We start from the raw sequence: 24,205 nt of genomic DNA, 5'->3' as shown, positions 1-24,205 counted from the left end.
TCAGACGTTGCGGAAACGGTTGATCGCGTCGATGTGCTGGGCCCGCTTCTCCGGGTCGCGCACGCCCAGGCCCTCCTCGGGCGCGAGGGCGAGGACGCCGACCTTGCCCTGGTGGAGGTTGCGGTGGACGTCGTAGGCGGCCTGGCCGGTGTCCTCCAGGCGGTACGTCTTGGAGAGCGTCGGGTGGATCTTGCCCTTGGCGATCAGGCGGTTGGCCTCCCACGCCTCGCGGTAGTTGGCGAAGTGCGAGCCGATGATGCGCTTCAGGGACATCCACAGGTAGCGGTTGTCGTACTCGTGCATATAGCCCGAGGTCGAGGCGCAGGTGGTGATGGTGCCGCCCTTGCGCGTGACGTAGACCGAGGCGCCGAAGGTCTCGCGGCCGGGGTGCTCGAAGACGATGTCGATGTCCTCGCCGCCGGTGAGCTCGCGGATGCGCTTGCCGAAGCGCTTCCACTCCTTGGGGTCCTGGGTCTGCTCGTCCTTCCAGAACTTGTAGCCCTCGGCGTTGCGGTCGATGATCGCGTCGGCGCCCATCGCGCGGCAGATCTCCGCCTTCTGGGGGCTGGAGACGACACAGATGGGGTTGGCGCCGCCGGCGAGCGCGAACTGCGTGGCGTACGACCCGAGTCCGCCGCTCGCGCCCCAGATCAGGACGTTGTCGCCCTGCTTCATGCCGGCGCCGTTGCGGGACACCAGCTGGCGGTACGCGGTGGAGTTCACCAGGCCGGGCGAGGCGGCCTCCTCCCAGCTCAGGTGGTCCGGCTTCGGCATGAGCTGGTTGGACTTGACGAGCGCGATCTCGGCGAGGCCGCCGAAGTTGGTCTCGAAGCCCCAGATGCGCTGCTCGGGGTCGAGCATCGTGTCGTTGTGGCCGTCGGAGGACTCCAGCTCGACGCTGAGGCAGTGCGCGACGACCTCGTCGCCCGGGTTCCAGGCGTTCACGCCGGGGCCGGTGCGCAGCACGACGCCCGCCAGGTCGGAGCCGATGATGTGGTACGGCAGGTCGTGGCGCTTGCTCAGGTCGCTGAGCCGGCCGTACCGCTCCAGGAAGCTGAAGGTGGAGACGGGCTCGAAGATCGAGGTCCACACGGAGTTGTAGTTGACCGAGGAGGCCATGACGGCCACCAGGGCCTCACCGGGGCCGAGTTCGGGGATCGGCACGTCGTCCAGGTGGAGCGACTTGCGGGGATCCTTGTCACGGGACTCGAGGCCCGCGAACATCTCCGTCTCGTCCTTGTGCACGGTGATCGCGCGGTACGAGTCGGGCAGGGGGAGAGCGGCGAAGTCGGCGGACGTGACCGCGGCGGTGCCGCTCGCGGTCGCGGTCTGGGCCTGAATCGCGTCCAGGATTTCCTTCACGGTTTTGCCTCCGGCGAAGAAGCGTCTGAGGGGAACGCTCTTGAGGGTTGCGTCGGGTGCTGAAGTTGCGGTGGAGGTGTGCCGTCGGTTCGGCGAAGGGTGCTGCTCGGCGACGCCCTGGTGGGGCGTGGGAGGTGCCTGTGACGCAGGCGTCCGGGCGCACAGACCGAGGCCTGAGGGGACAGCCGACGTACGGATGATCTCTGCACGCCGGCCGCCCGGACAACATCAACGTATGGCACCGCGTGCCAGTCGGCAAGACACTGGGTGCCAGAAGTTTTTGACCGATGATCGATCAGTGCAGGTCAGAGGGGGTGGCGGCATGGCTGAGGGGGCGCTACCGACCGGTAGCGCCCCCTCAAAAGACAAGGACGAAATAGCTCAAATGGTGCCTATGAGCGCTCGCGCAGCGCCTTCTCGATGGTGCGCATGACCTCGTCCAACGGCGCGTCCGTGCGGGCCACCGTGACGAGGACCTCACCCTGTGCGGACACCGTCGCCGGGCCCGCGGCGGGCAGGGTGTCGCGGCCCGCGCCGATCCCCGTGCCGAAGGTGCGGCGGACGATCGCGAAGGCGTGGTCCAGCTGGGTCTCCACGTCGCCCTGACCGCCGGCCCGCAGCCAGCGCCGGAGGACGTGGTTGTGGGCGGTGACCACCGCGGAGGCGGCGACCTCGGCGAGCAGCGGGTCGTCGTTGCCGTCGTGGTGCGCGTGCTCGTCGAAGTGGCCGAGGAGATAGCGCGTGAAAAGCCGTTCGTAACGGGCCACCGAGGCGATCTCGCGCTCCCGGAGCGTGGGGACCTCACGGGTGAGGCGGTAGCGCTCCACGGAGACCGCGGGCGACGCCGCGTACATCTTCATGACTTCCTTGATGCCCCGGCACACCGTGTCCAGCGGGTGCTCGTGCGGCGGTGCCGCGTTGAGCACGGCCTCCGCGCGGATCAGGGTGTCGTCGTGGTCCGGGAAGATCGCCTCTTCCTTGGAGCGGAAGTGCCGGAAGAAGGTCCGGCGGGCGACGCCCGCGGCGGCGGCGATCTCGTCGACCGTCGTCGCCTCGTACCCCTTGGACGCGAAGAGCTCCATGGCCGCGGCCGCCAGCTCCCTGCGCATCTTGAGCCGCTGGGCTGCGGCACGGTTGCCCGCGGCGCTCTCGGGGGCGTCGGGGCTGGTGTTGCGTGAGGACTTGGCGGCCTTGGACATGCCACGAACGTACTGCATATGCGCGCCGCGGTGCTCCTGAGGGACGGGGCTGTGCTTCTGGGGGAGAGGGCTGCCCGAGGGTTCGAGCAGCCCGCCCCAGTCCGTCCGTTCGCCCGGACGACCCTCCGCCGGCTCAGCGCCGGGCATGTTCGCGGAAGCCACGGCCCGTCTTGCGGCCGAGGCAGCCCGCGGCCACCAGGTGTTCGAGCAGCGGCGCCGGGGCCAGGCCCGGGTCGCGGAACTCACGGTGCAGGACCTTCTCGATGGCCAGCGAGACGTCCAGGCCGACGACGTCCAGGAGCTCGAAGGGGCCCATGGGGTAGCCGCCGCCGAGCTTCATCGCCGCGTCGATGTCGTCCAGCGAGGCGTAGTGCTGCTCGACCATCTTGATCGCGTTGTTGAGGTACGGGAACAGCAGCGCGTTCACGATGAAACCGGCGCGGTCGCCGCAGTCCACCGGGTGCTTGCGGATCTTCGTGCAGACCTCGCGGACCGTGGCGTGCACGTCGTCCGCGGTCACCACCGTGCGGACCACCTCGACCAGCTTCATCGCCGGCGCCGGGTTGAAGAAGTGCATGCCGATCACGTCGCGCGGCCGCGACGTGGCACGGGCGCAGGCGACGACCGGCAGGGACGACGTCGTGGTGGCCAGGATCGCGCCCGGCTTGCACACCTTGTCGAGCGTCGCGAAGAGCTGCCGCTTGATGTCCAGGTCCTCGGCGACGGCCTCCAGGGCCAGATCGACGTCGGCGAACGCCTCGTACGACCCGGCGGGTGTGATCCGCTTCAGCGCCTGCGCGGCGGCCTCGGCCGTCATCCTGCCCTTGTCGACGGAGCGCGCGAGGGACTTGCCGATCCGGGCCTTGGCGGTCTCGGCCTTCTCGTCCGTGCGCGCGGCGAGCACCACGTCGAAGCCGGCCTTGGCGAAGACCTCCGCGATACCGGAAGCCATCGTCCCCGAGCCTGCGACACCGACCGAGCGGACCGTGCGTCCCCGCGCGATCTCCTCGCCCGCCGCCGGGGTCAGCGCGTCGTCCACCACCTCGTCGCTGCCGGGCTCGGCGTACGTGTAGAAGCCGCGGCCCGCCTTGCGCCCGGTCAGCCCCGCCTCGCTGAGCTGCTTCAGGATCGGCGCGGGGGCGTGCAGCCGGTCCTGCGACTCGGCGTACATGGCGTCGAGGACCGTGCGGGCGGTGTCCACGCCGATCAGGTCGAGCAGCGCGAGCGGCCCCATCGGCAGGCCGCAGCCGAGCCGCATCGCGGCGTCGATGTCCTCGCGGGACGCGTACTTCGCCTCGTACATCGCGGCGGCCTGGTTGAGGTAGCCGAAGAGCAGCCCGTCGGCGACGAACCCGGGCCGGTCGCCGACCGCGACGGGCTCCTTGCCGAGGGCGTGCGCAAGATCGGTGACCGCGGTGACGGCGGCGGGCGAGGTCAGCACGGACGAGACGACCTCGACGAGCTTCATCGCGGGCGCCGGGTTGAAGAAGTGGAGGCCCAACACCCGCTCGGGACGCGCCGATTCGGCGGCGAGACGGGTCACGGACAGCGCGTTCGTGCCGGTGGCGACGATCGTCTCGGGGCGCACGACGGCGTCCAGCTCGCGGAAGACCTGCTGCTTGATCTCGTACGACTCCGGGACGACCTCGATGACCAGGTCGGCGTCGGCGGCGGCCCGCAGGTCGGTGAAGGTGCGGAAGCGGGTGAGGACGCCGCGGCGCTCCTCCTCGGTGAGGCGTCCCCGGTGCACGGCACGCGCGGTCGAGGCCTCCAGCGACTCGACGGCCCGGGTGGCCGCCGCCTGGCTGATGTCGATGCCGATGACCTCGCGGCCCGCCCGGGCCAGGACCTCGGTGATGCCGGTGCCCATCGTGCCGAGACCGATGACGGCGACGGTGTTCAAGGGAGCGTCCATGCGTGGACTCCAGGAAGAGAGTGACGACTGAGGGGCGCGCGGGTGCGGCGAGCGCACGGCGAGCGGGGAGTGGTGCCTGGTGTGTCCGGGCGGCGCGCGAAGGGCACGCCCGGTGAGAGAAGCCGACCGGCTCTGTCCCGGAGCCGCGTCGTACTGAGGTACGTGAAGTACCGAACCGACTTGCACTCGCCTTGGCTGCGTCACCAGGCCACGGCGAGGAAAGGAACTGCTACGAGGAGTGTGCCCCGCTCACATGAGACTAACCGGCGAGTAACGAGCGCGCCAGCCCGCGATGTTCTCCGATGTCTGTGATCTACATCGCGACCGCTGGGTAAGGCTTAGGCTCGCGACCATGGATGAGGAGTTGCGGACAGTGACGGAACGCTTACGGGCCGAGGCGGGTGGTTCGAAGGAGTACGAGAGGCTGGTCGCCACGGACGACCTCGACGAACTCGCCGAGGCACTCGTCGCCCCGGGGCAGCCCCTGTGGGCCAGGGAGTTGGTGGCGGTCAGGCTCGGCGTCGCCGGGGACCGCAGGGCCTTCGAGTCGCTCGTCCTCCTCCTCAACCACCGGGACCCGCCGCGGTGCGCCGCCGCGGCCCACGCCCTGGCCCGCCTCGGCGACCCGCGCACGGCACGCGCGGCGGCCGCCCTCGCGACCAACGAACTCCGCGTCGCGTACGCCCTGTACCCGGTGCGCCTCCTCACGGAGCTGCGCGCCCCGGAGTCGGCGCCCGCGCTGATCACCACGCTGCAGCGCAGACTCGCGCCGCACGATCCGTACGGCAAGATCGCCCTCGCGTGCGTGGAAGGGCTCGGGGCGCTCGGCGACGCGCGGGCCAGACCGGTCCTGATGGCCGCCCGCGCCCACCCCCGCCTCGCGGCGGCGGCCTCGGCGGCACTCGCGCGGCTGCCGGAGTGAGGACGCAGGGAGCCGGTGTGCGGCCTCGAAGACGGGCTGTCAGGGAAGAGGGCGGCTGCAGCGGATCTCCGGCACGGGCATGCCGTCCATCTCCTGGGGGTCGCGGGCGCCGTCCGGTGTGAACCCGGCGCGTTCGTAGAAACGGCGGGCGCGGGTGTTGGCCTCCAGGACCCAGAGGCGCATCCGGCCGTGACCGGCCGCGGTACAGCGAGCGAGGCACTCCAGGAGCAGCGCGCGGCCCACACCCGTGGAGTACTGCTCGGGGTGCGCGTACAGCGCGTACAACTCGCTCTCGCCCGGCGGGAGATCGTCGTCGCGGGCCGGGCCGAAGCAGGCCCAGCCGACGATCCGCCCGGCGCGCACGGCGACCAGGTCCACCGAGCCCGCCTCGCCCCGCGCCGGCAGCCGCTCGCGGAGCTGCGCCGCGCTCTCCTCGATGCTGAGCGCGTCCAGGTGCGGCTGGGGCATCAGTCCGGCGTACGCCTTCTGCCAGCCGCGGACGCGGAGTTCGGCGACGGCGGCGCAGTCGGCCTCGCTCATCTCCCGTATCCGCACGGCCACGTCTCGTATCCGCATGTCCGCGTCTCGTATCGGCACGGCCGCCACCTACTCCGGCACCACCGCGAACGCCTCTATCTCCATCAGGAACTCGGGACGGACCAGCGACACCACCTGCATCGCCGAGGACGCGGGGAGGCGCTCGGGGTCGAGGAACGCGTCCCGCGCGGAGCGCACGGCGGGCATGTGCGCCATGTCCGTCACGAAATACGTCAGCTTCACGACGTCGTCGAAGGTCGCGCCCGCCGCCGCGAGGCAGCGCCGCAGGTTCTCGAAGACCTGCCGGGCCTGCGCCGCCGCGTCGCCCTCGCCGACCGGCTTGCCGTCCTCGTCCAGGGGCAACTGGCCGGATATCGCCACGAAGCGGCCGGATCCCATGACGACGTGGGTGTACGCGGTGGCGGGGGCGACGCCCTCGGGGGCGCTGATGTGGGTCAGTCGGCTCATGACCCCATCGTGGACCACGGGTGTGACAACGCCCTGCGCGCGGTGGTGCTCCGCGGCTTCGGCTCGGGCGGCGCCGCGCACACCGCGTCGGCCTCGCCGCCGCCGGTCGGCACCTCCCCGCTCGTCAGGTAGGCGGCCAAGTGCCGGTCGAGGCAGGGGTTTCCGCGCAGGGTGACGCCGTGGTTGCCGCCGCCCCGCTCGACCACCAGGCGGGAACCGCGCAGCTCGCGGTGCAGGCTGACGGCGCCGTCGTACGGGGTGGCGGGGTCGTCGGTCGCCTGGAACAGCAGCACGGGCGGCAGCGCGGAGCCGGCGACGTCCGGCGGGGTCAGGTGAGGCGTCGGCCAGAACGCGCACGGCGCGTTGTACCAGGCGTTGTTCCAGGTGGAGAACGGCGCCTTCGCGTGCACCCGCGCGTTGTCGGCGCGCCACGTCCGCCAGTCGCGCGGCCACGGCGCGTCCCGGCACTGCACGGCCGCGTAGACGCTGTAGCTGTTGTCGCCCGCGGCGTCGACCGCGCCGATGCTCTCGTACGCCGCGACGAGCGGTGCGGCGTCCGCGTCGTTCACGTACGCCGCGAACGCCGTCGCGAGGCGGGGCCAGTAGCCGTTGAAGTAGCCGCCGGGGATGAAGGTGTCCTCCAGCTCGGCGGCGCCCACCTTCTTGCCCGCGGGCCGCACGGCGACCGCGTCCCGCATCGCGTGCCACGCGGCCTCGACCTTCTCGGGGGCCTTGCCGAGGCCGTACGTCGCGTCGTGCCGGGCGATCCAGGCCATGAGCGCCTTGTGGCGGGCGTCGAAGGCGAGGTCCTGGCGGAGGTTGTTGCCGTACCAGACGCCCGTCGGGTCGACGAGGGAGTCGAGCGCCATGCGGCGCACCCGGTGCGGATGGAGCTTTCCGTAGAGCGCGCCCAGATAGCTGCCGTACGAGTAACCGAAGAAGTTGATGTGCTCCGCGCCGAGGGCCGCGCGGATGGCGTCCATGTCCTGGACCGTGCTCACCGAGTCGATGAAGGGCAGGATGTCCGCGTACTTCGAAGCGCACGCCCGCGCGAACGCCTCCGCCCGCCGGAGATTGGCCCGCTCCAGTCCGGGCGTGGCCGGGACGGCGGCGGGCCGCACGGGGGCGAAGTGCCCGGGGCGGCAGTTCAGCGCGGGCCTGCTCCGGCCGACGCCGCGCGGGTCGAAGCCGATGACGTCGTACTGGGCGGCCACCTCGTCGGGCAGCGCCTCGGCGACGAACGCCGCCATGGTCAGTCCGCTGCCGCCAGGACCGCCGGGGTTCACCAGGAGGGGCCCCTGGGAGGTCTTCGCGGTGTGCGGGACGCGGGACAGGGCGAGGGTGATCTGCCGGCCGTCCGGCCGTCGGTGGTCGAGCGGGACCTGCAACGACGCGCACTGGAGCGTCGGGTGCTCCTTGATGTCACACGGCTTCCACGCGAGAGGGGCGTGCTGGCGGACGTGCTGCCGGTGCTGGGCGGCGTACGGGGTGCCGGGGCCGGTCGGGGCGCCCGACGCGGGCGGGACCGCGATGACCATTCCGGCCACCGCCACCGAGGCGGCGACTGAACCGAGTACGACGGCACGCTTCTTCATCCGGCCTCCCGGGGCGGCGACTCAGGGCCCCGCAGGCCGTGACCCTCGGCGCATCTTCCCGGAAAGCCCTCGCGGCCGGAGCCGCCCTGCCGAGAAGCAACCCGAAAGGGGCACGGGGCTCACAGCAGGGTGAGCTGAGTGGGCCCCGCCGCGGGCTCGGGCTCGGGTCCCTCGGGGAGCCGGATGCGCCGCGGGGTGCCCGCGCGCGTGGGGCCGATGCCGAACTCCTCGGCCAGCTCGTGCACGTGACGGGTGATGCGGCGCTGGTACCACTTCGGGGCGTAGGCGCCCTCCGCGTACAACCGCTCGTACCGCCGCACCAGATGCGGGTGGTGCCGCCCGAGCCACGCCATGAACCATTCGCGCGCCCCCGGCCGCAGATGCAGCACCAGGGGCGTCACGGACGTCGCGCCCGACGCGGCGATGGCCCGCACGGTGGCACGCAGCTGGTCGGGGTGGTCCCCCAGGAAGGGGATGACGGGCGCCATCAGGACCCCGCAGCCGATGCCGTGCCCGGTCAGCGTGCGGACGACGTCGAGGCGCCGCTCCGGAGCGGGCGTGCCCGGCTCGACGGTGCGCCACAGCTCTTGGTCGGTGAAGCCCACGGACACGGAGATCCCGACCTCCGTCACCGCGGCGGCCTGCCGCAGCAGATCGAGGTCGCGCAGGATCAGGGTGCCCTTCGTGAGGATCGAGAAGGGGTTGCCGCGGTCGCGCAGCGCCTCGATGATCCCCGGCATCAGGCGGTAGCGGCCCTCCGCGCGCTGGTAGCAGTCCACGTTCGTGCCCATGGCGATGTGGTCGCCGTGCCAGCGCGGCGAGGCGAGCTGGCGCCGCAGCAGCTCGGCGGCGTTGACCTTGACGACGATCTGGCTGTCGAACCCGAGGCCGGTGTCCAGGTCGAGGTAGCTGTGCGTCTTGCGCGCGAAACAGTAGACGCACGCGTGCGTGCACCCCCGATAAGGATTGACCGTCCATTCGAACGGCATGCGGGACGCACCCGGCACCCGGTTCACGATCGACCGGGCCCGGATCTCGTGGAAGGTGATTCCGGCGAATTCAGGGGTGTCGAAGGTCCGCGTGGTCACCGCGTCCGCGCCGAACAGCGCGGCATCCGCGGTGCCCCGGCGCGGCCCGTCGGAAAGGTTCTCCCAGCGCATGACGCCTCCTCGGTAGCACTGGCCACACAATAGAACACTTGTTCCCTTGATCGTGCGAGCGGAACATCTGCGAGCGGAACATCGCGGTCTCTTCGGCCGGTCTCTGCTGCCGATGTCTCCGGAGACGTGCTTGGTAGGGTCATGACACGCGCGCCACGCGCGACACACGCGATCACAGCGCGACGAGGGAGGTTGATGAATATGGCCCGCCGGACGCCTCATCAGCATGCCCTTGTCCGAACGACCTGGAGTGTCGCGTGTCTTCTCTTCCTGTTCTCTCCCTCGCCGGTACCGACCTGATCACCGAGCGCCTCGTCCTGCGGGACTGGTCCGCCGACGAGATCGCCGCCGTCGTCCGCGACGAGCGGCTCGCCCACTGGACGGCGGACTTCCCCGCCGACGGCGACCGCGTCATCGCGGGCTTCGTCGCCGAGCAGACCGGCCCGTCCGGCGCGCCTGGCGCGTACGGCCACCGGCTGATCGTCGAACGCACGAGCGGTGCCGTCGTCGGCTCCATCAGCCTGCTCTGGCCGCCCGCCGAGGGCTCCGTCGAGCTCGGGTACGGCGTGGTGCCCTCCCGGCGCGGGCGCGGTTACGCCCCCGAGGCCGCCCGCGCCCTTGTGACGGCCGCCCTGGCCCTGCCGGAGGTCACCACGGTCCACGCCGACGTCGACCTGTCCAACCCGGCCTCCGTCCGCGTCCTGGAGAAGGCCGGGTTGCGCCGCTGGAGCGACGACGGGACGGTGGCCCGCTTCAGCGCCACCGCGCCCGAGCCGGCCGGCGGCAAGCGGTAGGAACCCGACCCCGCCGGGGCGGCGACCGAAGAGGACCGCGGGCGATGCATGATCGAAGACATGCTCGTCGAGTCCCTGTCCGTCGCCGCCCTGGCCGTGGTCCTTGTCTGCGCCGTCGTCCGTCCCTTCCGCTGGCCCGAAGCCGCCTTCGCCGTGCCCGCCGCCGGCGTCGTCGTCGCGGCCGGGGCGATCCCGCTCGACGACGTGCGGGACGAGGCCGCGCGGCTCGGCCCCGTGATCGGCTTCCTCGCGGGCGTCCTCGTGCTCGCCAAGCTCTGCGCCGACGAAGGGCTCTTCCACGCCTGCGGCACCTGGATGGCGCGCCGGGCCGCCGGCCGGCCCCGCACGCTGCTCGCCGCCGTCTTCGGGCTCGCCTCCGTGATCACCGCGACCCTGAGCCTGGACGCCACCGTGGTCCTGCTGACCCCGGTGGTCTTCGCCACCGCGGCCCGCATGGGCGCCCGCCCCGCGCCGCACGTCTACGCCAGCGCCCACCTGTCCAACACGGCGTCCCTCCTGCTGCCCGTCTCGAACCTGACGAACCTCCTCGCCTTCACCGCGACGGGCCTGAGCTTCACGCGGTTCGCCCTGCTCATGACGTTGCCCTGGCTGGTCGCCATCGCGGTCGAGTACGCCGTCTTCCGGCGGTTCTTCGCCGCAGACCTCGACGCCCCCGTCGACGGCACCGACGTCACGGAGCCGCCCCGGATGCCGCGGTTCGCCCTGGTGACCGTCGCGGCCACGCTCGCCGGGTTCGCCGTGGCCTCCGGCGCCGGCGTCGACCCCGCCTGGTCGGCGGCGGCCGGGGCGGCCGTCCTCGGCGTGCGGGCCCTCGCACGCCGTCGTACGACACCGGTGGCGATCCTGCGCTCGGTCCAGCTGCCGTTCCTGGCCTTCGTCCTGGCCCTCGGCGTCGTCGTCAGAGCCGTCGTCGACAACGGACTCGGCGACGCCCTCGGCCGGGTCGTCCCCGACGGCACCTCGCTGCCCGCGCTGCTCGGCACCGCCGCCGTCGCCGCGCTGCTCGCCAACCTGATCAACAACCTGCCGGCCGTCCTCGCCCTGGTCCCGCTCGCCGCGCCGGCCGGGCCCGGCGCCGTCCTCGCCGTGCTCATCGGCGTGAACGTCGGACCCAACCTCACCTACGCCGGATCCCTCGCCACCCTCCTCTGGCGCCGCATCGCCCACCAGCACGAACACGACGTCAGCCTCGGCCGGTTCACCCGCCTCGGGCTGCTCACCACCCCGGCCGCCCTGGCCCTTTCGACCCTCGCGCTGTGGCTCTCGCTCCGGCTCCTGCCGGGCTGAGCGCGCCCTCCACGGGGGCCCCGATTTGGGGGGCCGGTGGCCAGGGTGGTTGGCTTTCCGCGAAGTCCCCCGAGAAACAAGTGCTGGAGGAAGTGCAATGGCGCAGGTCGAGGCGGTCACGGAGCGGATCATCACGGCAAAGCCGGACGACGTCTTCGACGCGCTGGCCGACTACAGCGGCACGCGGCAGAAGCTCCTTTCGGAGCACTTCAGCGAGTACGAGGTGCGCGAGGGCGGCGACGGCGAGGGCACCCTCGTCCACTGGAAGCTGCAGGCCACCAGCAAGCGGATCCGCGACTGCCTCCTGGAGGTCAGCGAGCCGACCGACGGCGAACTGGTCGAGAAGGACCGCAACTCCTCGATGGTCACGACCTGGACGGTGACCCCGGCGGGCGAGGGCAAGTCCCGCGTGGTCGTCTCCACGGTGTGGAACGGCGCGGGCGGCATCGGCGGCTTCTTCGAGAAGACCTTCGCCCCCAAGGGCCTCGGCCGGATCTACGACGCCGTGCTCGCCAACCTCGCCACCGAGGTCGAGAAGTAGTCAACTCCCGTGTAGCCCATCAGGGTTGTCGTTACGCTCACCGTTTCGAGTGGTTTTCCGCTCGGCCCCGTTGTACGCCGTAGGGCTCCGACCGGCGCTTACGTCCGCCGGGCCCCACGCGAGGGCGACTCGTCGCGCTTGCTCGCAGTTGTCGCGTAATGCGAGAAATGCGTCGCAGGCGCGACGAGGGGAGCAGGACGTGGGCGGGACGACGCTGGTGAAGGTCGCCGAGCGGGACGAGCGGAACGGGCAGCACCGCGACGAAGGGGCCAACGGCCCCTCGACGCCCGGCGATCAGGACCCGGGGCAGGCGCAGGCGCCACCCGTGGCCCCCGGTCCGGCCGCGCACGGGCTCAGCCCCGCCCGCGTCCGCATGGTCTTCGTCGGGCTCATGCTCGCGCTGCTGCTCGCCGCGCTGGAGCAGATGATCGTCGCCACCGCGCTCCCGAAGATCGTCGGAGAGCTGCACGGCCTCGACAGGATGTCCTGGGCGATCACCGCCTACCTGCTCACCTCCACGGTCGGCCTGCCGATCTACGGCAAGCTCGGTGACCTCTTCGGACGCAAGGGCGTCTTCCAGTTCGCGATCGTGATCTTCGTCATCGGCTCGGCGCTCGCCGGCTGGTCGCGGACGATGGACCAGCTGATCGCCTTCCGCGCGCTCCAGGGCGTCGGCGCGGGCGGCCTGATGATCGGCGTACAGGCGATCATCGCGGACATCGTGCCGCCCCGGCAGCGCGGCCGCTACATGGGCCTGATCGGCGCCGCGTTCGGCCTCGCCTCGGTCGCGGGCCCGCTGCTCGGCGGCTTCTTCACCGACCACGCCTCCTGGCGCTGGTGCTTCTACTTCAACGTGCCCTTCGGCCTCGTCACCCTCCTGGTCGTCTCGCTCGTCCTGAAGCTGCCCAAGCCCACCGGCAGGGCCCGGCTCGACGTGCTCGGCGCGCTCCTGCTCGCCGCCGCGTCCACCTGCCTCGTGCTGCTGACCAGTTGGGGCGGGACCGAGTACGCGTGGGGCGACCGGATGATCCTCGGGCTCGGCGCCGGAGCCGTCGTGGCGAGCGTGCTCTTCCTCGTCGCCGAGAAGTTCGCGGCAGAACCGATCATTCCGTTGCGCCTGTTCCGCGATCCGGTCTTCAACATCACCGGTCTTGTGGGCATGGTCGTCGGAATCGCCCTCTTCGGAGCGGCCAGTTACCTGCCGACCTTCCTGCAGATGGTCGACGGCGCGAGCGCCACCGAGTCCGGCCTCCTGATGCTGCCGATGATGGGCGGCATCGTCGGCGCGTCGATCGTCTCCGGCCAGCTCATCAGCCACACCGGGCGCTACAAGGTGTACCCGGTCGTCGGAGGCGTCCTCTCCGTAGTGGGCATGTGGCTGCTCTCGCGGCTCGAAGCGGACACCTCGCGGCTGGAGTACAGCGCCTGGATGGCCGTGCTCGGCGCGGGCATCGGCCTGGTCATGCCGGTGCTCGTCCTCGCCGTGCAGAACGCGGTCCGCCCCGCCGACCTGGGCACCGCCACCAGCGCCAACAACTACTTCCGGCAGATCGGCGGCAGCGTGGGAGCCGCCGTCTTCGGCACGCTCTTCGCCGACCGGCTCGCCGACGCGCTCCGGGACCGGCTCCCCGCCGGTTCGGACGAGGCCGTGCCCGACGCCGAGTCCATCACCCCGCAGCTCGTCCACGCGCTGCCCGCGCCGCTCCGCGAGGGCTACATCCAGGCCTACGCCGACGCGATGCCGCGGATCTTCCTCTACCTGGTGCCGGTGCTCGTCCTCGGCATGCTGCTCGCCTTCTTCCTCAAGGAGACCCCCCTGTTGTCCAGCACCGCCTCCCACAACGCACCCGCCGCCGAGCCGATGGCCGTGCCCCGGGCCCGTACGACGACGTACGCCGCCGGAGTCCCGGTCTGCGGCACCGTGCAGCACCCCGACGGCACCGTCGTGCCCCGCGCCGCCCTCACCCTCATCGATGTCGCGGGACAGCAGATCGGTCGCGGCGCGAGCGGCGAGGACGGGCGGTACGCGCTCGCCACCCCGGGCTCGGGTTCGTTCGTGCTGATCGCGGCCGCCGGCGGGCACCAGCCGCAGGCCGTGACCGTCACCGTGGGGGAGCGGCCCGTCGAGCTCGATGTCGTCCTCGGCGGGGCGGGCCGGCTCGCCGGGGCCGTGGTGACCGCCGACGGAACGCCCGTCAGGGACGCGGCCGTCACCCTCACCGACGTCCGCGGAGAGGTCGTCGCCACCACGCGCAGCGGTCGCGAGGGCGGCTATGTCATCACGGAGCTGGTGGCGGGCGAATACACCCTCGCGGCCAGCGCGCCCGCGTTCCGTCCCGCAGCGCTGCCCGTCTCCGTGCAGGCCTCGCGCGAGACCCGGCAGGACGTGGAACTCGCGGGCGGGGCCGTGCTGCGGGGCACCGTGCGGGCCGGCGGCGGGCGGCCCGTCGAGGACGCGCGCGTGACGCTGCTCGACGCGGCGGGGAACGTCGTCGACACCCTGACCACGGGACCGGACGGCTCCTTCCGCTTCGTCGACCTGTCGTCGGGCGAGTACACCGTGATCGCGGCGGGTTACCCGCCGGTCGCCACGGTCCTCCAGGTCGCGGGCGGCGGCCGCACCGAGCGGGACCTGCAGCTCGGTCACGAGGACTGAGAGCTCGTGCCATGACCCCGGCCGGGCGGGCCGGACGGCGCCCGGCGAAGGGGGCGTGCGCCGGTGGCCCGGCCCGCCCGGCCAATTCCCGTATTGCCCCGCACGGCAACCTCCGTCGGCCGTACGGTGGTTGGTGGCGGCGCAGAATCTTGCGCTGCCGCGGGAAGGAGCATGAGCCATGGAACGAGGCACTCCGGGCGAGCCACCGGCGCAGAGTGCCGCGTCCGGCCGCATTCCGCTGGCCGTGGTCGTCGTCGACGGCGCCGGCCTCGTCTCGCACTGGAGCGTCGGCGCGCGCCGCCTCTTCGGGTACGGCAAGGAGGAGGCCGTCGGCCGTCCCGTGGGCGATCTGCTCCCGGTGCACGGCGCGATCCCGGAGGACCGCGGGTCCTACGGAGCCTTCGACGGACTCGGCCCCGACCTGGAGACCTCCCTCGACGGACGCATCTCCTACCCGGCCGCCGGGCGCGCCCGTCTCACCGGCTCGGCGAGCGGGGCGGGCGGCGCCCGCGCCCGGGTCGACGTGCTGTGGTGGGCGTACCCCCTGGTGGGCCCCGGCCCCGAGCGGCTCCTCGTGCTCGCCGCCGACGCCGCGCGGCTGACCGCGGCCGACGGGCCGGACGGCGAGCGGGGCGGACGGAGCGAGAGGGACGAGCGCGACGAGAGGGACGAGCAGGTCGAGCGGATCGCGCCGGGCTTCGCGCTGCACACCGACTTCCCCGGCGCGGACGAGCTCGCCGCCCGGCTCCCCGAGATCCTGCCCAGCATGAGCGTGGAGGAAAGCGCCCGCATCGTCGCCCAAGTCCTCGAACTGGGCTATCCCGTCCTGGAGTTCAGCAGGCACGACCGGGTGCCCGTCACCCCGGACTGGGGCGTCGCCCGCCGGATCGAGCGCAAGGAGCGCAGGGAGCGCGCCGCGCGGGCCGCCGCCCGCGGAGTGCCGGTGGCCCCGGAGGCGGTGGACGACGAGGGCGAGGACCTCGAGTACGCCGCGGTCCGCGAACGCCTCGAATTCCTCAACGAGGTCAGCGGGCGGATCGGCTCATCCCTCGACCTGTCGCGGACGATCATCGAGGTCAGCAGGGCCGTCGTGCCGCGCTTCACGGACGTGGCGGGCACCTACCTCCGCGAGCAGGTCGTCGCGGGCGAGGGCTTCCCCGAAGGCGCGCCGGACGAGACCACGATGTGGCACCGGGTCGCGGTCGAGCACACCGACGAGCCGGGCCGCTGGGACGACGTGGTGCCGGTCGGCGAGTCCATGCCGTTCCCCGCGCACACGCCGTTCTTCCAGTGCATGACCTCCGGCGACCCGGTGCTCGTGCCCCGCATCACCGAGGAGATGGGCAACGCCATCGCCTCCCAGTTCGAGAAGCGCGACATCCGCCCGCTGATCAACCACCGCTCGATGCTCGTCGTACCGCTCAAGGCGCGCAATGTGGTGCTCGGCTTCATGATCCTGCTCCGCCACCAGGAGCGGCCCGTCTTCAACGACATGGACCGCGTCACCGGCGCCGAACTGGCCGCCCGCGCGGGCCTCGTGCTCGACAACGCCCGCATGTACACGTACCAGGAGAGTGTCGCCGACACCCTCCAGGACAGCATGCTGCCGCACATCCAGCCCCGGATGCCCGGCTGCGACATCGCCACCCGCTATCTGCCCGGCACCCTCCTCGGCCGGGTCGGCGGCGACTGGTTCGACTCCGTCAAGCTGCCCGGCTCCAGGACCGCGTTCGTCGTCGGCGACGTGATGGGCCACGGCCTCAACTCCGCCGCGATGATGGGCCAGTTGCGCACGGCCGTGCAGACCATGGCCGCCCTGGACCTGCCGCCCGAGCAGCTTCTGCGCAACCTCGACGACCTCGCGCAGCGCCTCGGCGAGCACTATCTCGCGACGTGCCTGTACGCGGTCTACGACCCGATCGCGGGCGAGCTGCACCTCGCCAACGCCGGCCACATCCCGCCCGTCCTGGTCCGCGCCGCGGACGGCCGCAGCGAACTCCTCGACCTGCCCACCGGAGCGCCCATCGGCGTCGGCGGTGTGCCCTTCGAATCGGTCCTGGTGCGCGTGGCGCCCGGCGACCGGCTGCTGATGTGCACCGACGGCCTCGTCGAGATCCGCGGCGAGGACATCGGCGTCGGACTCGCCACGCTCACCGAATCGGCCGCGCACCCCGCCGCCTCCATGGACGACGCCTGCGACACGATCATCCGAGCCCTCAACCCGCGCGGCGGCCGCAAGGACGACGTGGCGCTCCTGATGGCCCGGCTGAACGGCATCCCGATGGAGAACGTCGCGCACTGGCGGCTCGCCGTCGACCCCGCCGAGGTGGGCAGGGCCCGCGAGATGGTCCGCGCCCAGCTGCGGGCCTGGTCCCTCCAACCCCTGTCCGACACGGCCGAGTTGCTCGTCAGCGAGCTCGTCACCAATGTCGTGCGCCACTCCCGCAGCAGCAGGATCGACCTGCGGCTCGTCCGCTCGGGGGCGCTGGTGTGCGAGGTCGAGGACGACGACCAGACACTGCCGACGCTGCTCAGCGCGGGCCCTGGCGACGAGTTCGGGCGCGGCCTGCGCGTCGTCAGCTCACTGGCGGCGGAGTGGGGCACGAGCCGCACGCGCGCGGGCAAGACGGTCTGGTGCGAACTGCCGCTCCCGCGCCGCTAGTCGGCCGCCCGGTCACTCTCGTACGCGGGAAGCGCCGTGCCTCGCGGGCGTGCGCCCCGCGACAACGCACCGATTAAGCGGTGAAGGAGTGCGCGGGTGGTTGTCCGTGCGCCCCCGGGCGCGATAGACCGATCTCGTCGTCGGCTTCGGCGGCTCTCGTCGCACCCCGGGGAGTACGGACATGAGCGTCACGAGCCGGTACAGAGAGGCGTGGGAGGGGTTCTGGCGGGAGGCGCCCGGCGAACCGGGCGCAGTCTTCTGGGACGCCGAGCCCGCCCTCACCGCGGGCCTCCACCTCGCGCTCTTCGAACCGCACATGGCCGCCGCGGGCCTGCCCGTCGTCGACATCGGCTGCGGCAACGGCACCCAGACGCGCTTCCTCGCCGACCGCTTCCCGCGCGTCCTCGGCGTCGACCTGTCGGCGGCCGCCCTCGACCACGCCCGGCGCGCCGACGCGGCCGGGCAGGTCGACTTCCGGCAGCTCGACGCGGGCGAGAGGAGCGAGACGGAGCAGCTGCACGCCGAGGTCGGCGACATGAACGTGTACATGCGGGGCGTCCTGCACCAGTGCGAGCCCGCGGACCGGCAGCCGCTGCTCGACGGCATCGCCACCCTGCTCGGCGAGCGCGGGCGCGCCTTCGTCGTCGAGCTCTCGGAGGCGGCGCGCCCCGTGCTGATGGGGCTCGCGCGGAGCCCCGCGGGGCCGCCGCCGAAGCTGGCGCCGGTCTTCGCCCACGGGATCGCGCCCGCGGAGGTCGTCGACGCGGCGGTGGACGCGTACGTCGCGTCGGCCGGGCTCGCGATCGTCGCCGCGGGCGAGCTGCCCCTGACGACGACGGAGTTCGCCGCGGACGGCACGCGCATCGAGCTGCCGTCGCGGTGGCTGGTGCTCGCGGCCGCCTGACGCGACGGGCGGGTGACAGGTACGTGAGGCGGGTGACAGGTACGCGGCAGGGGTGCAGGGCGGACATTTGATAGGCAAGTCGTTCCTTGCCCATGGTCCGGTCATGGAAGAGGATGCTTTAAAGGCGCCGGCACGACGGCTCAGCCCCGACGCACCGGAGAGCACCCCGTGAGAATCAACCTGACCAGCGTATTCGTCGACGACCAGCTCAAGGCCCTGGCCTTCTACACCGACGTCCTCGGCTTCGTGGAGAAGTCCAAGGTCGCGATCGGCGACGACTGGTGGCTGACTGTGGTCTCGCCGGAGGACCCCGAAGGGACGGAGCTGCTCCTCGAGCCCGACGGGCACCCCGCAGTGAAGCCGTACAAGGACGCGCTGGTCGCGGACGGCATTCCGGCGGCGGCCTTCGCCGTGGACGACGTCACGGCGGAGTTCGAACGGCTGCGCGGACTCGGGGTCCGCTTCACCCAGGAGCCGGTGCGGATGGACAAGGTCACCGTCGCGGTCCTGGACGACACCTGCGGCAACCTGATCCAGATCATGCACACCGAGTAGGGCCGGGCAGGGAGCAGGGTCAGATCGTTTGGGGCAGTGTTCGCGGGCAACCCTGGAGGCTGAGCGCGACCATGAGAGGGCGAGCGCGACAACCCCCGAGACCCCGAAGCGCGAGGTAGTCATGAGCGACCAGAACATGGCGGACGACGCCTACCAGCCCACCGGCGACAACGAGGAGCAGGAGGACGCGGCGCCGCTGGACCTCCAGGACGCGGTGGACGAGCGTACGTACGACGACATGCTCGACGAGGGCTACTCGCCGCCGGAGAAGCCGCTGGGCGTCACCAAGACCGGCACCACGGCGGCGGAGCAGCACGAGGGCGAGACGCTCGACGAGCGGCTGCGGCAGGAGGTGCCCGACACCGAGGTGCCCGACCCGGAGCAGCCCGTCGGTGACACCATCGGCGACCTGCCGGACGGCGAGGGCGAGCCGATGGACCCGGAGGCCGGACGGGACCGCGCGGGCCGCCTGGTGGCCCCGGACGAGGGAGCCCACCCGGACACCACCAAACAGGTGGTCGCCAGGGACGAGGGCATCGACGGCGGCGCTGCGGGCGCGGAGGAGGCGGCGGTCCACATCGTCCCGGACGAGGACCTGCCACCGGCCTCCTAGGCCCTGGCCGGACGAGGAGCCGCCGCCAGCTCCCGGGGCGTCACCAGCTCCCGGGGCGCCATCGGCTCCCGGGTCACGGTCGGGGATTGATCCGGCGCCACGGCGGCCGGGCGCCGGCCCCCGAGCGTCCCGCCACGGAGGCGCACCGGTGGCACAGCCGCTGCACGCGGTCCGCCGAGCCGCCGGACTCCGGAATGGCGTCCGTCCACGGCACGTGCGGGAAACGGGTGAGGCGGGAGCGGCTCAGGGAGAGCCCGCAGACGGTCTCGTTCCTGCCCGGCTGCCACGCGTGGGCCTCACCGGCGGGCAGCCGCTGCCGGCCGTCCTCCTCGTCGACCCACTGGCCCGAGGCCGCCACCGCGTACTTCTTCGACCGGACCATCGGGACCACCTCCGGCCTCCCAGCGTACGAGCGGCGCAGGGGCGGCGTACGAGCGCGCGATGCGCGCGAAGCGCGTGGCTGCCCGAAGCTGGACAGAGGGCGATGAGTGATCCGACGAGTGATCCGTTCGACGAACAGGAGGACCCATGACCGTCCCCACCGCCTCCGGCACCGGAGTGGCCGTCGTCACGGGCGCGGACTCCGGCATCGGCCGGGCCACGGCCGTCCGGCTCGCGGCGGCCGGAATGGATGTCGGGATCACCTGGCACTCCGACGAGGAGGGCGCCGAGCGGACGGCCGAGGAAGTGGGCCGGCACGGCCGGCGCGCGGCCGTCGCCCGGATGGACCTGACCCGGCTGCCCGATGCCGCGCAGGTCGTCGACGACCTCGCCGAGCGCCTCGGCCGCATCGACGTCCTCGTCAACAACGCCGGGACGGGCACCGCCACCCCCTTCCTCGACCTCGAACACGCCGATGTCAGGCGCGTCGTCGACGTCGACCTGATCGGCCCCTTCCTGTGCGGCCAGCACGCCGCGCGCCGCATGATCCGGCAGGGCGACGGCGGCCGCATCGTCAACGTGACGTCGGTGCACGAGCACCAGCCCCGGGTCGGCGCGGCCCCCTACTGCGCCGCCAAGGGCGGCCTCGGACTGCTGACCCAGGTCATGGCCCTGGAGCTCGCGGAGCACGGCATCACCGTCAACGCCGTCGCGCCCGGCGAGATCGCCACGCCCATGACCGGGCAGGAGGACACCGACGTGCACAGCGAACACCGCCCGGGCATTCCGCTCGGCAGGCCCGGTGACGCCCGGGAGATCGCCGCCGTCATCGCCTTCCTCGCCGGGCCCGACGCCTCGTACGTGACGGGCGCGTCCTGGGTCGCCGACGGCGGCATGGTGCGCATGGGCCCGCAGGCGGGATCGCACCTCCGCAGCGACGAGTGGCGGCGCCCCTGAGGCGGACCCGCGGGCCCGCCGTGACCGCGGCGCCCCGCACCACATGCCCCCGGGCCCGTGTCGAACCCGGCGGCCCGGGTACCGGTGCTGCCTGGGAAAGGGATCGTCGGAGACGACGGGACCGCACGAACGGTGCGGAGGCCCGTCTCCGGAAACGGAGCAGAAGGTGACGTCGAACGCAGAAGACACCACGCCCGACGCGCGGCGCCGGGCCACCGCGCCGTGCCCGGCGGGACCACCGGCCGGGGGATCCACGCACGAGGCGCCCGCGGAGGAGCTGCCGCCCGACCTCCACCAGGCGATCCTGGAGGCGGCCAAGCAGGTCGCCGCCATCCTCAAGAGGCGCGACCACGACTTCGCCCTCGCCGGCAGCGTCGCCGTGTACGCGCACGGCGGGACCGGCAACCTCCAGCACGACGCCGACTTCTGCATCAGGCCGGAGGACGCCGAAGCGGTCGCGGCCTCACTGGAGGAGGCGGGCCTCACCGTGTACGCGCCGCCCGAGGACTGGCTGCTCAAGGCCAAGTGCCTGGGCCAGGACATCGACCTCATCTTCGAACTGGCCGCCCAGCCGGTCACCACGGAGCTCCTCGACCGCGCCGTGCAACTGCCGATGGACTCGGTGCACATGCCGGTCCTCTCGCCGACCGACCTGGTGCGGGCCCTGCTCGCCGCCTTCTCCGAGCACCACTGCGACTTCGGCGCCGTCCTGCCGATCGCACGGCAGCTGCGGGAGAAGGTCGACTGGGAGGCGCTCCGCGACGAGTACGGGGACGTGCCGATGCCGGCCGCCTTCCTCTTCCTGCTGGAACGCCTGGAAGTCATCGCACCGCGAGGAGCAGACCGATGAACGACCACGCCCACGTCGAGTACCGCATCGCCCACCTGAAGGAACGGCTCGCCGCGGAGGAACTCGGCGAACTGGGCATCCGCGTCGAGTCCCGCGGCTCCTCCGTCGCGGTCGTCGGGACCGTGCCCACGACACACTGCCGCGAAGAGCTGCTGCGTACCGTCAACGAGGAACTGGCAGGCCAGACCGTCCACTTCGACGTCGTGGTGGCCGAGTCTGCAGCACCGGACCACCCGGAGGAAGTGTCATGATCCGCATCGCCGCCGTCGGGGACATCCACATGGGCCTGGACAGCCAGGGAGTGCTCAGGCCCGCCTTCGAGACGCTGCACAACTGCGCGGACCTGCTGCTCCTGGCCGGGGACCTCACCCGCCACGGCACTCCGGAGGAGGCGCGGATCGTCGCCCAGGAGGTCAGCGGACTGCCGGTGCCCGTCGTCGCCGTGCTCGGCAACCACGACCACCACGACGAGCAGCCGGAGAAGGTCACCGCCATCCTGCGCGACGCGGGCGTACGGGTGCTCGAAGGAGAGGGCACGGTCGTCGAGGTCGACGGGGCGCGGGTGGGCGTCGCAGGCACCAAGGGGTTCGGCGGCGGATTCGTCGGCCGCAGCGGCAGCGAGTTCGGCGAACCCCTGATGAAGGAGTTCATCCGGTACACCCGGCGCTGCGCCGACGGCCTGCGGACCTCGCTGGAGGAGCTGGCCGAGCAGGGCTGCGGCACACGGGTGGCGCTCACGCACTTCGCACCCGTGCCGGACACCCTCGCGGGCGAACCCCTGGAGATCTTCCCCTTCCTCGGCAGCTATCTGCTGGCGGAGGCGGTCGACGAGGCGGGCGCCGACCTGGCCGTCCACGGCCACGCGCACGCGGGCACCGAGCACGGCATGACCAACGGCGGCGTACCGGTGCGCAACGTCGCCCAGCCCGTCATCCGCAAGGCGTTCAACGTCTACCACCTGCAGGACCACCGCAGCGCGGAACCCGCGACGGCCGCCCGCAACGGCTAGGCGGCCGGACAGGCCCCTGGGGCCGGGGCCCGCCCGGGGCGGGTCTCCCGCGACCCCGGGATCCCACCGCTCCTCCCGCTGCCGCGCCCACCAGCGCCACAGTGCCTCCCCGTTCGATTTCCGTTGCCGCACGGTACCCACTCGGGGGTAATCACGCTCCGTGCGGGACCGTTATGCGCGAAGGCACCTCCCGGCGGGTGGAGAGGAGTAGATTCCGACTACGGAACGTGGCCGTCTTCCAGAGCCGGTTCGCCTTTCGGCGTGGAAGGCTCAGTGATGGGGCACCAGGTGTCTGTGCAGGAGCTGATTGTCGGTCTGGAGCGGGCCGCCGAAGCCGGGGAGCACCGCATGTGGGCGGTGCGGTGCGCGCATGCGCTGGGGTTGGAGGGGATCGCGGTCTCCTTGCGGTGGGGGGCGGAACTGGTGTGGTTCAGCGACGACACCAGCGCGCGGCTGTTGGACGCGCAGTTCACCCTCGGGCAGGGGCCGGGGATAACAGGGGACTTGAGTCAAGGGCCGTGCCAGGTCGCCGACTTGGGCGCGGACGCCGACGCGGCGGGGCGGTGGCCGCAGTTCGCCGCCGAGGCCCAGGCCCTGGGCGTGCGTGCCGTGTTCGTATGGCCCGTCAGAACAGGGGCGGCCTTGTTCGGCACGCTGACCGGATACCGCCGCACGCCGGGGCCGCTGACCGTGCGGGAGGCGGCGGACGGGCTGCGGGTGGCCGACGCGCTGACCGGCCGGCTGCTGGCCTGGGAGCCGGGTGCCGAGGCCCCCAGGAACGGGCCGGGGCGGGCGGGCGCCGTCGACCTGCACTGGGCGGAGGTGCACCAGGCCACCGGCGTGCTCAGCTACCGGCTCGGTGTGCCGCTGGAGGAGGCGCTGATCCGGCTGCGTGCCCGGGCCTACGCCTCCGGCCGGCCCCTGACCGAGGCGGCCCGCGAGATCCTGCGGGAGCTGCCGTCGTGAACCCGCCGTCCGGTGCGGGCCGCCGAAAGGCGCCCGTATACCGAGGAGCCAAGGCATGAGCCGAGAACGAAAGATCGCCGAAACCTTCGTCGAACTCGCCGATACCTTCGTCGCCGACTTCGACGTCATCGACTTTCTGCAGCAACTGACCGTCCGCTGCTGTGACATCTTCGCCGTCACCGACGTCGCGGTCCTGCTGGCCTACCCAGGGCCTCAGTTGTACAGCCCCGCCCCGTGCGACCCCAGCCCCGCCCTGGCGGGGCTGCTGGAGCTGGCCATGCGCGAGGGCCCGGCCCTGGACGCCTACCAAACGTCGGACACCGTCGCTCCCGGGAGCCTGTCCAGCGCCCCCGCCGCCTGGCACGACTTCACCGCGCTGGCCCGCGAGTCCGGCTACACGTACGCCAGCGCGGTCCCCCTGCGGCTGCGCCGGGACACCCTCGGCAGCCTGCTCCTCCTGCGTGCCACCGACAGCCCGCTGCCGACCGACGACCTCGCCATGGCCCAGGCGTTCGCCGACGCGGCCACCATCGGTCTGCTCCACGCCCGCACCCTGCAGCAGGCCGACAACCTCAACGGACAGCTCCACACCGCTCTGCACAGCCGCATCATCATCGAGCAGGCCAAGGGCTACCTCGCCGCCCGTCGCGCCATCTCACCCGACGAGGCCTTCAACCTCATGCGCCGCCACGCCCGACACCACCGCCTCCTCCTCACCGCCGTCGCCCGGCACGTGGTCGACACGGGAGAGCTCCCCAGTCATGCGACCGACGGAGCGTCGAGCGGATAGCGGGAGGGCCCGCTCACAGGTGGTGGGATGAATCGATTCACCTCGTGCCCGCCACGGCTCA

General features: G+C 72.3%; 23 protein-coding genes. 15 read left to right on the top strand and 8 right to left on the bottom strand.

Annotation, left to right across the window (positions count from 1 at the left end; all coding sequences use genetic code 11):
• The 3 genes from ccrA to ACH4D5_RS08345 form a co-directional block, all read right to left on the bottom strand.
• A complete protein-coding gene (gene ccrA / locus ACH4D5_RS08355; protein WP_398299867.1) occupies positions 1-1,362 on the bottom strand; it encodes a crotonyl-CoA carboxylase/reductase in 1,362 nt (453 codons plus the stop codon).
• Between the two features lie 392 nt (positions 1,363-1,754).
• Complete coding sequence (locus tag ACH4D5_RS08350; RefSeq protein WP_398299865.1) at positions 1,755-2,579, bottom strand: TetR family transcriptional regulator; 825 nt, start codon at positions 2,577-2,579, stop codon at positions 1,755-1,757.
• Between the two features lie 115 nt (positions 2,580-2,694).
• Complete coding sequence (locus ACH4D5_RS08345) at positions 2,695-4,476, bottom strand: 3-hydroxyacyl-CoA dehydrogenase family protein (protein WP_398299863.1); 1,782 nt, start codon at positions 4,474-4,476, stop codon at positions 2,695-2,697.
• Positions 4,477-4,828: 352 nt separating this feature from the next.
• Here ACH4D5_RS08345 and ACH4D5_RS08340 point away from each other — a divergent pair, with 352 nt between their 5' ends.
• Positions 4,829-5,398 carry an adenylosuccinate lyase gene (locus ACH4D5_RS08340; RefSeq protein ID WP_398299862.1) on the top strand — a complete coding sequence of 190 codons (570 nt, stop codon included), beginning with the start codon at positions 4,829-4,831 and terminating at the stop codon, positions 5,396-5,398.
• A 39-nt stretch (positions 5,399-5,437) separates the two neighbouring features.
• Here the strand turns inward: ACH4D5_RS08340 and ACH4D5_RS08335 are convergent, their stop codons facing one another.
• From ACH4D5_RS08335 to ACH4D5_RS08320, 4 genes are all read right to left on the bottom strand, one after another.
• On the bottom strand, positions 5,438-5,974 hold the full coding sequence (locus ACH4D5_RS08335) for a GNAT family N-acetyltransferase (RefSeq protein WP_398300013.1): 537 nt from the start codon (positions 5,972-5,974) through the stop codon (positions 5,438-5,440).
• Between the two features lie 30 nt (positions 5,975-6,004).
• A complete protein-coding gene (locus ACH4D5_RS08330) occupies positions 6,005-6,403 on the bottom strand; it encodes a RidA family protein (protein WP_398299860.1) in 399 nt (132 codons plus the stop codon).
• Positions 6,400-7,998 carry an alpha/beta hydrolase gene (locus ACH4D5_RS08325; RefSeq protein WP_398299858.1) on the bottom strand — a complete coding sequence of 533 codons (1,599 nt, stop codon included), beginning with the start codon at positions 7,996-7,998 and terminating at the stop codon, positions 6,400-6,402. The genes ACH4D5_RS08330 and ACH4D5_RS08325 overlap by 4 nt, the downstream gene beginning before the upstream one ends.
• Positions 7,999-8,117: 119 nt before the next feature.
• A complete protein-coding gene (locus tag ACH4D5_RS08320; RefSeq protein ID WP_398299856.1) occupies positions 8,118-9,158 on the bottom strand; it encodes an Rv2578c family radical SAM protein in 1,041 nt (346 codons plus the stop codon).
• A gap of 257 nt (positions 9,159-9,415) precedes the next feature.
• Here ACH4D5_RS08320 and ACH4D5_RS08315 point away from each other — a divergent pair, with 257 nt between their 5' ends.
• From ACH4D5_RS08315 to ACH4D5_RS08280, 8 genes are all read left to right on the top strand, one after another.
• The gene (locus ACH4D5_RS08315; protein ID WP_398299854.1) at positions 9,416-9,952 is read left to right on the top strand and encodes a GNAT family N-acetyltransferase; all 537 of its coding nucleotides are present in this window, start codon (positions 9,416-9,418) and stop codon (positions 9,950-9,952) included.
• Positions 9,953-10,000: 48 nt separating this feature from the next.
• The gene (locus ACH4D5_RS08310; RefSeq protein WP_398299852.1) at positions 10,001-11,260 is read left to right on the top strand and encodes an SLC13 family permease; all 1,260 of its coding nucleotides are present in this window, start codon (positions 10,001-10,003) and stop codon (positions 11,258-11,260) included.
• A 97-nt stretch (positions 11,261-11,357) separates the two neighbouring features.
• A complete protein-coding gene (locus tag ACH4D5_RS08305; RefSeq protein WP_398299850.1) occupies positions 11,358-11,801 on the top strand; it encodes an SRPBCC family protein in 444 nt (147 codons plus the stop codon).
• 199 nt (positions 11,802-12,000) lie between these two features.
• Positions 12,001-14,457 carry an MFS transporter gene (locus ACH4D5_RS08300; protein WP_398299848.1) on the top strand — a complete coding sequence of 819 codons (2,457 nt, stop codon included), beginning with the start codon at positions 12,001-12,003 and terminating at the stop codon, positions 14,455-14,457.
• Positions 14,458-14,635: 178 nt separating this feature from the next.
• The gene (locus ACH4D5_RS08295) at positions 14,636-17,119 is read left to right on the top strand and encodes a SpoIIE family protein phosphatase (protein WP_398299846.1); all 2,484 of its coding nucleotides are present in this window, start codon (positions 14,636-14,638) and stop codon (positions 17,117-17,119) included.
• A 181-nt stretch (positions 17,120-17,300) separates the two neighbouring features.
• Positions 17,301-18,023, top strand: coding sequence for a class I SAM-dependent methyltransferase (locus tag ACH4D5_RS08290; RefSeq protein WP_398299844.1), 723 nt, complete (start codon positions 17,301-17,303; stop codon positions 18,021-18,023).
• Between the two features lie 168 nt (positions 18,024-18,191).
• Positions 18,192-18,578: a VOC family protein gene (locus ACH4D5_RS08285; protein WP_398299842.1), complete on the top strand. Its 387-nt coding sequence runs from the start codon at positions 18,192-18,194 to the stop codon at positions 18,576-18,578.
• Positions 18,579-18,699: 121 nt separating this feature from the next.
• Positions 18,700-19,191, top strand: a complete 492-nt coding sequence (locus tag ACH4D5_RS08280) for a DUF5709 domain-containing protein (RefSeq protein WP_398299841.1) — start codon at positions 18,700-18,702, stop codon at positions 19,189-19,191.
• A 73-nt stretch (positions 19,192-19,264) separates the two neighbouring features.
• Here ACH4D5_RS08280 and ACH4D5_RS08275 read toward each other — a convergent pair whose 3' ends face one another.
• Complete coding sequence (locus tag ACH4D5_RS08275) at positions 19,265-19,573, bottom strand: hypothetical protein (protein ID WP_398299839.1); 309 nt, start codon at positions 19,571-19,573, stop codon at positions 19,265-19,267.
• A gap of 146 nt (positions 19,574-19,719) precedes the next feature.
• Between ACH4D5_RS08275 and ACH4D5_RS08270 the strand changes: the two genes are divergently transcribed.
• From ACH4D5_RS08270 to ACH4D5_RS08245, 6 genes are all read left to right on the top strand, one after another.
• Positions 19,720-20,529 (top strand): SDR family oxidoreductase, encoded by an 810-nt coding sequence (locus tag ACH4D5_RS08270; RefSeq protein ID WP_398299837.1) that lies wholly within the window; start codon positions 19,720-19,722, stop codon positions 20,527-20,529.
• A gap of 166 nt (positions 20,530-20,695) precedes the next feature.
• The gene (locus ACH4D5_RS08265) at positions 20,696-21,379 is read left to right on the top strand and encodes a nucleotidyltransferase family protein (RefSeq protein ID WP_398299835.1); all 684 of its coding nucleotides are present in this window, start codon (positions 20,696-20,698) and stop codon (positions 21,377-21,379) included.
• Positions 21,376-21,630, top strand: a complete 255-nt coding sequence (locus tag ACH4D5_RS08260; RefSeq protein WP_398299834.1) for a hypothetical protein — start codon at positions 21,376-21,378, stop codon at positions 21,628-21,630. Before ACH4D5_RS08265 ends, ACH4D5_RS08260 begins: the two co-directional genes overlap by 4 nt.
• Positions 21,627-22,388 (top strand): metallophosphoesterase, encoded by a 762-nt coding sequence (locus ACH4D5_RS08255; RefSeq protein ID WP_398299832.1) that lies wholly within the window; start codon positions 21,627-21,629, stop codon positions 22,386-22,388. The genes ACH4D5_RS08260 and ACH4D5_RS08255 overlap by 4 nt, the downstream gene beginning before the upstream one ends.
• Before the next feature lie 294 nt (positions 22,389-22,682).
• On the top strand, positions 22,683-23,354 hold the full coding sequence (locus ACH4D5_RS08250; RefSeq protein WP_398299830.1) for an ANTAR domain-containing protein: 672 nt from the start codon (positions 22,683-22,685) through the stop codon (positions 23,352-23,354).
• Between the two features lie 55 nt (positions 23,355-23,409).
• A complete protein-coding gene (locus tag ACH4D5_RS08245; RefSeq protein ID WP_398299828.1) occupies positions 23,410-24,144 on the top strand; it encodes an ANTAR domain-containing response regulator in 735 nt (244 codons plus the stop codon).
• Positions 24,145-24,205 lie beyond the last annotated feature (61 nt).

The sequence above is a fragment of the Streptomyces sp. NPDC018029 genome (genome assembly GCF_044327655.1).
Lineage (GTDB): Bacteria > Actinomycetota > Actinomycetes > Streptomycetales > Streptomycetaceae > Streptomyces.
This window is presented reverse-complemented; position numbering and strand designations above follow the sequence as displayed.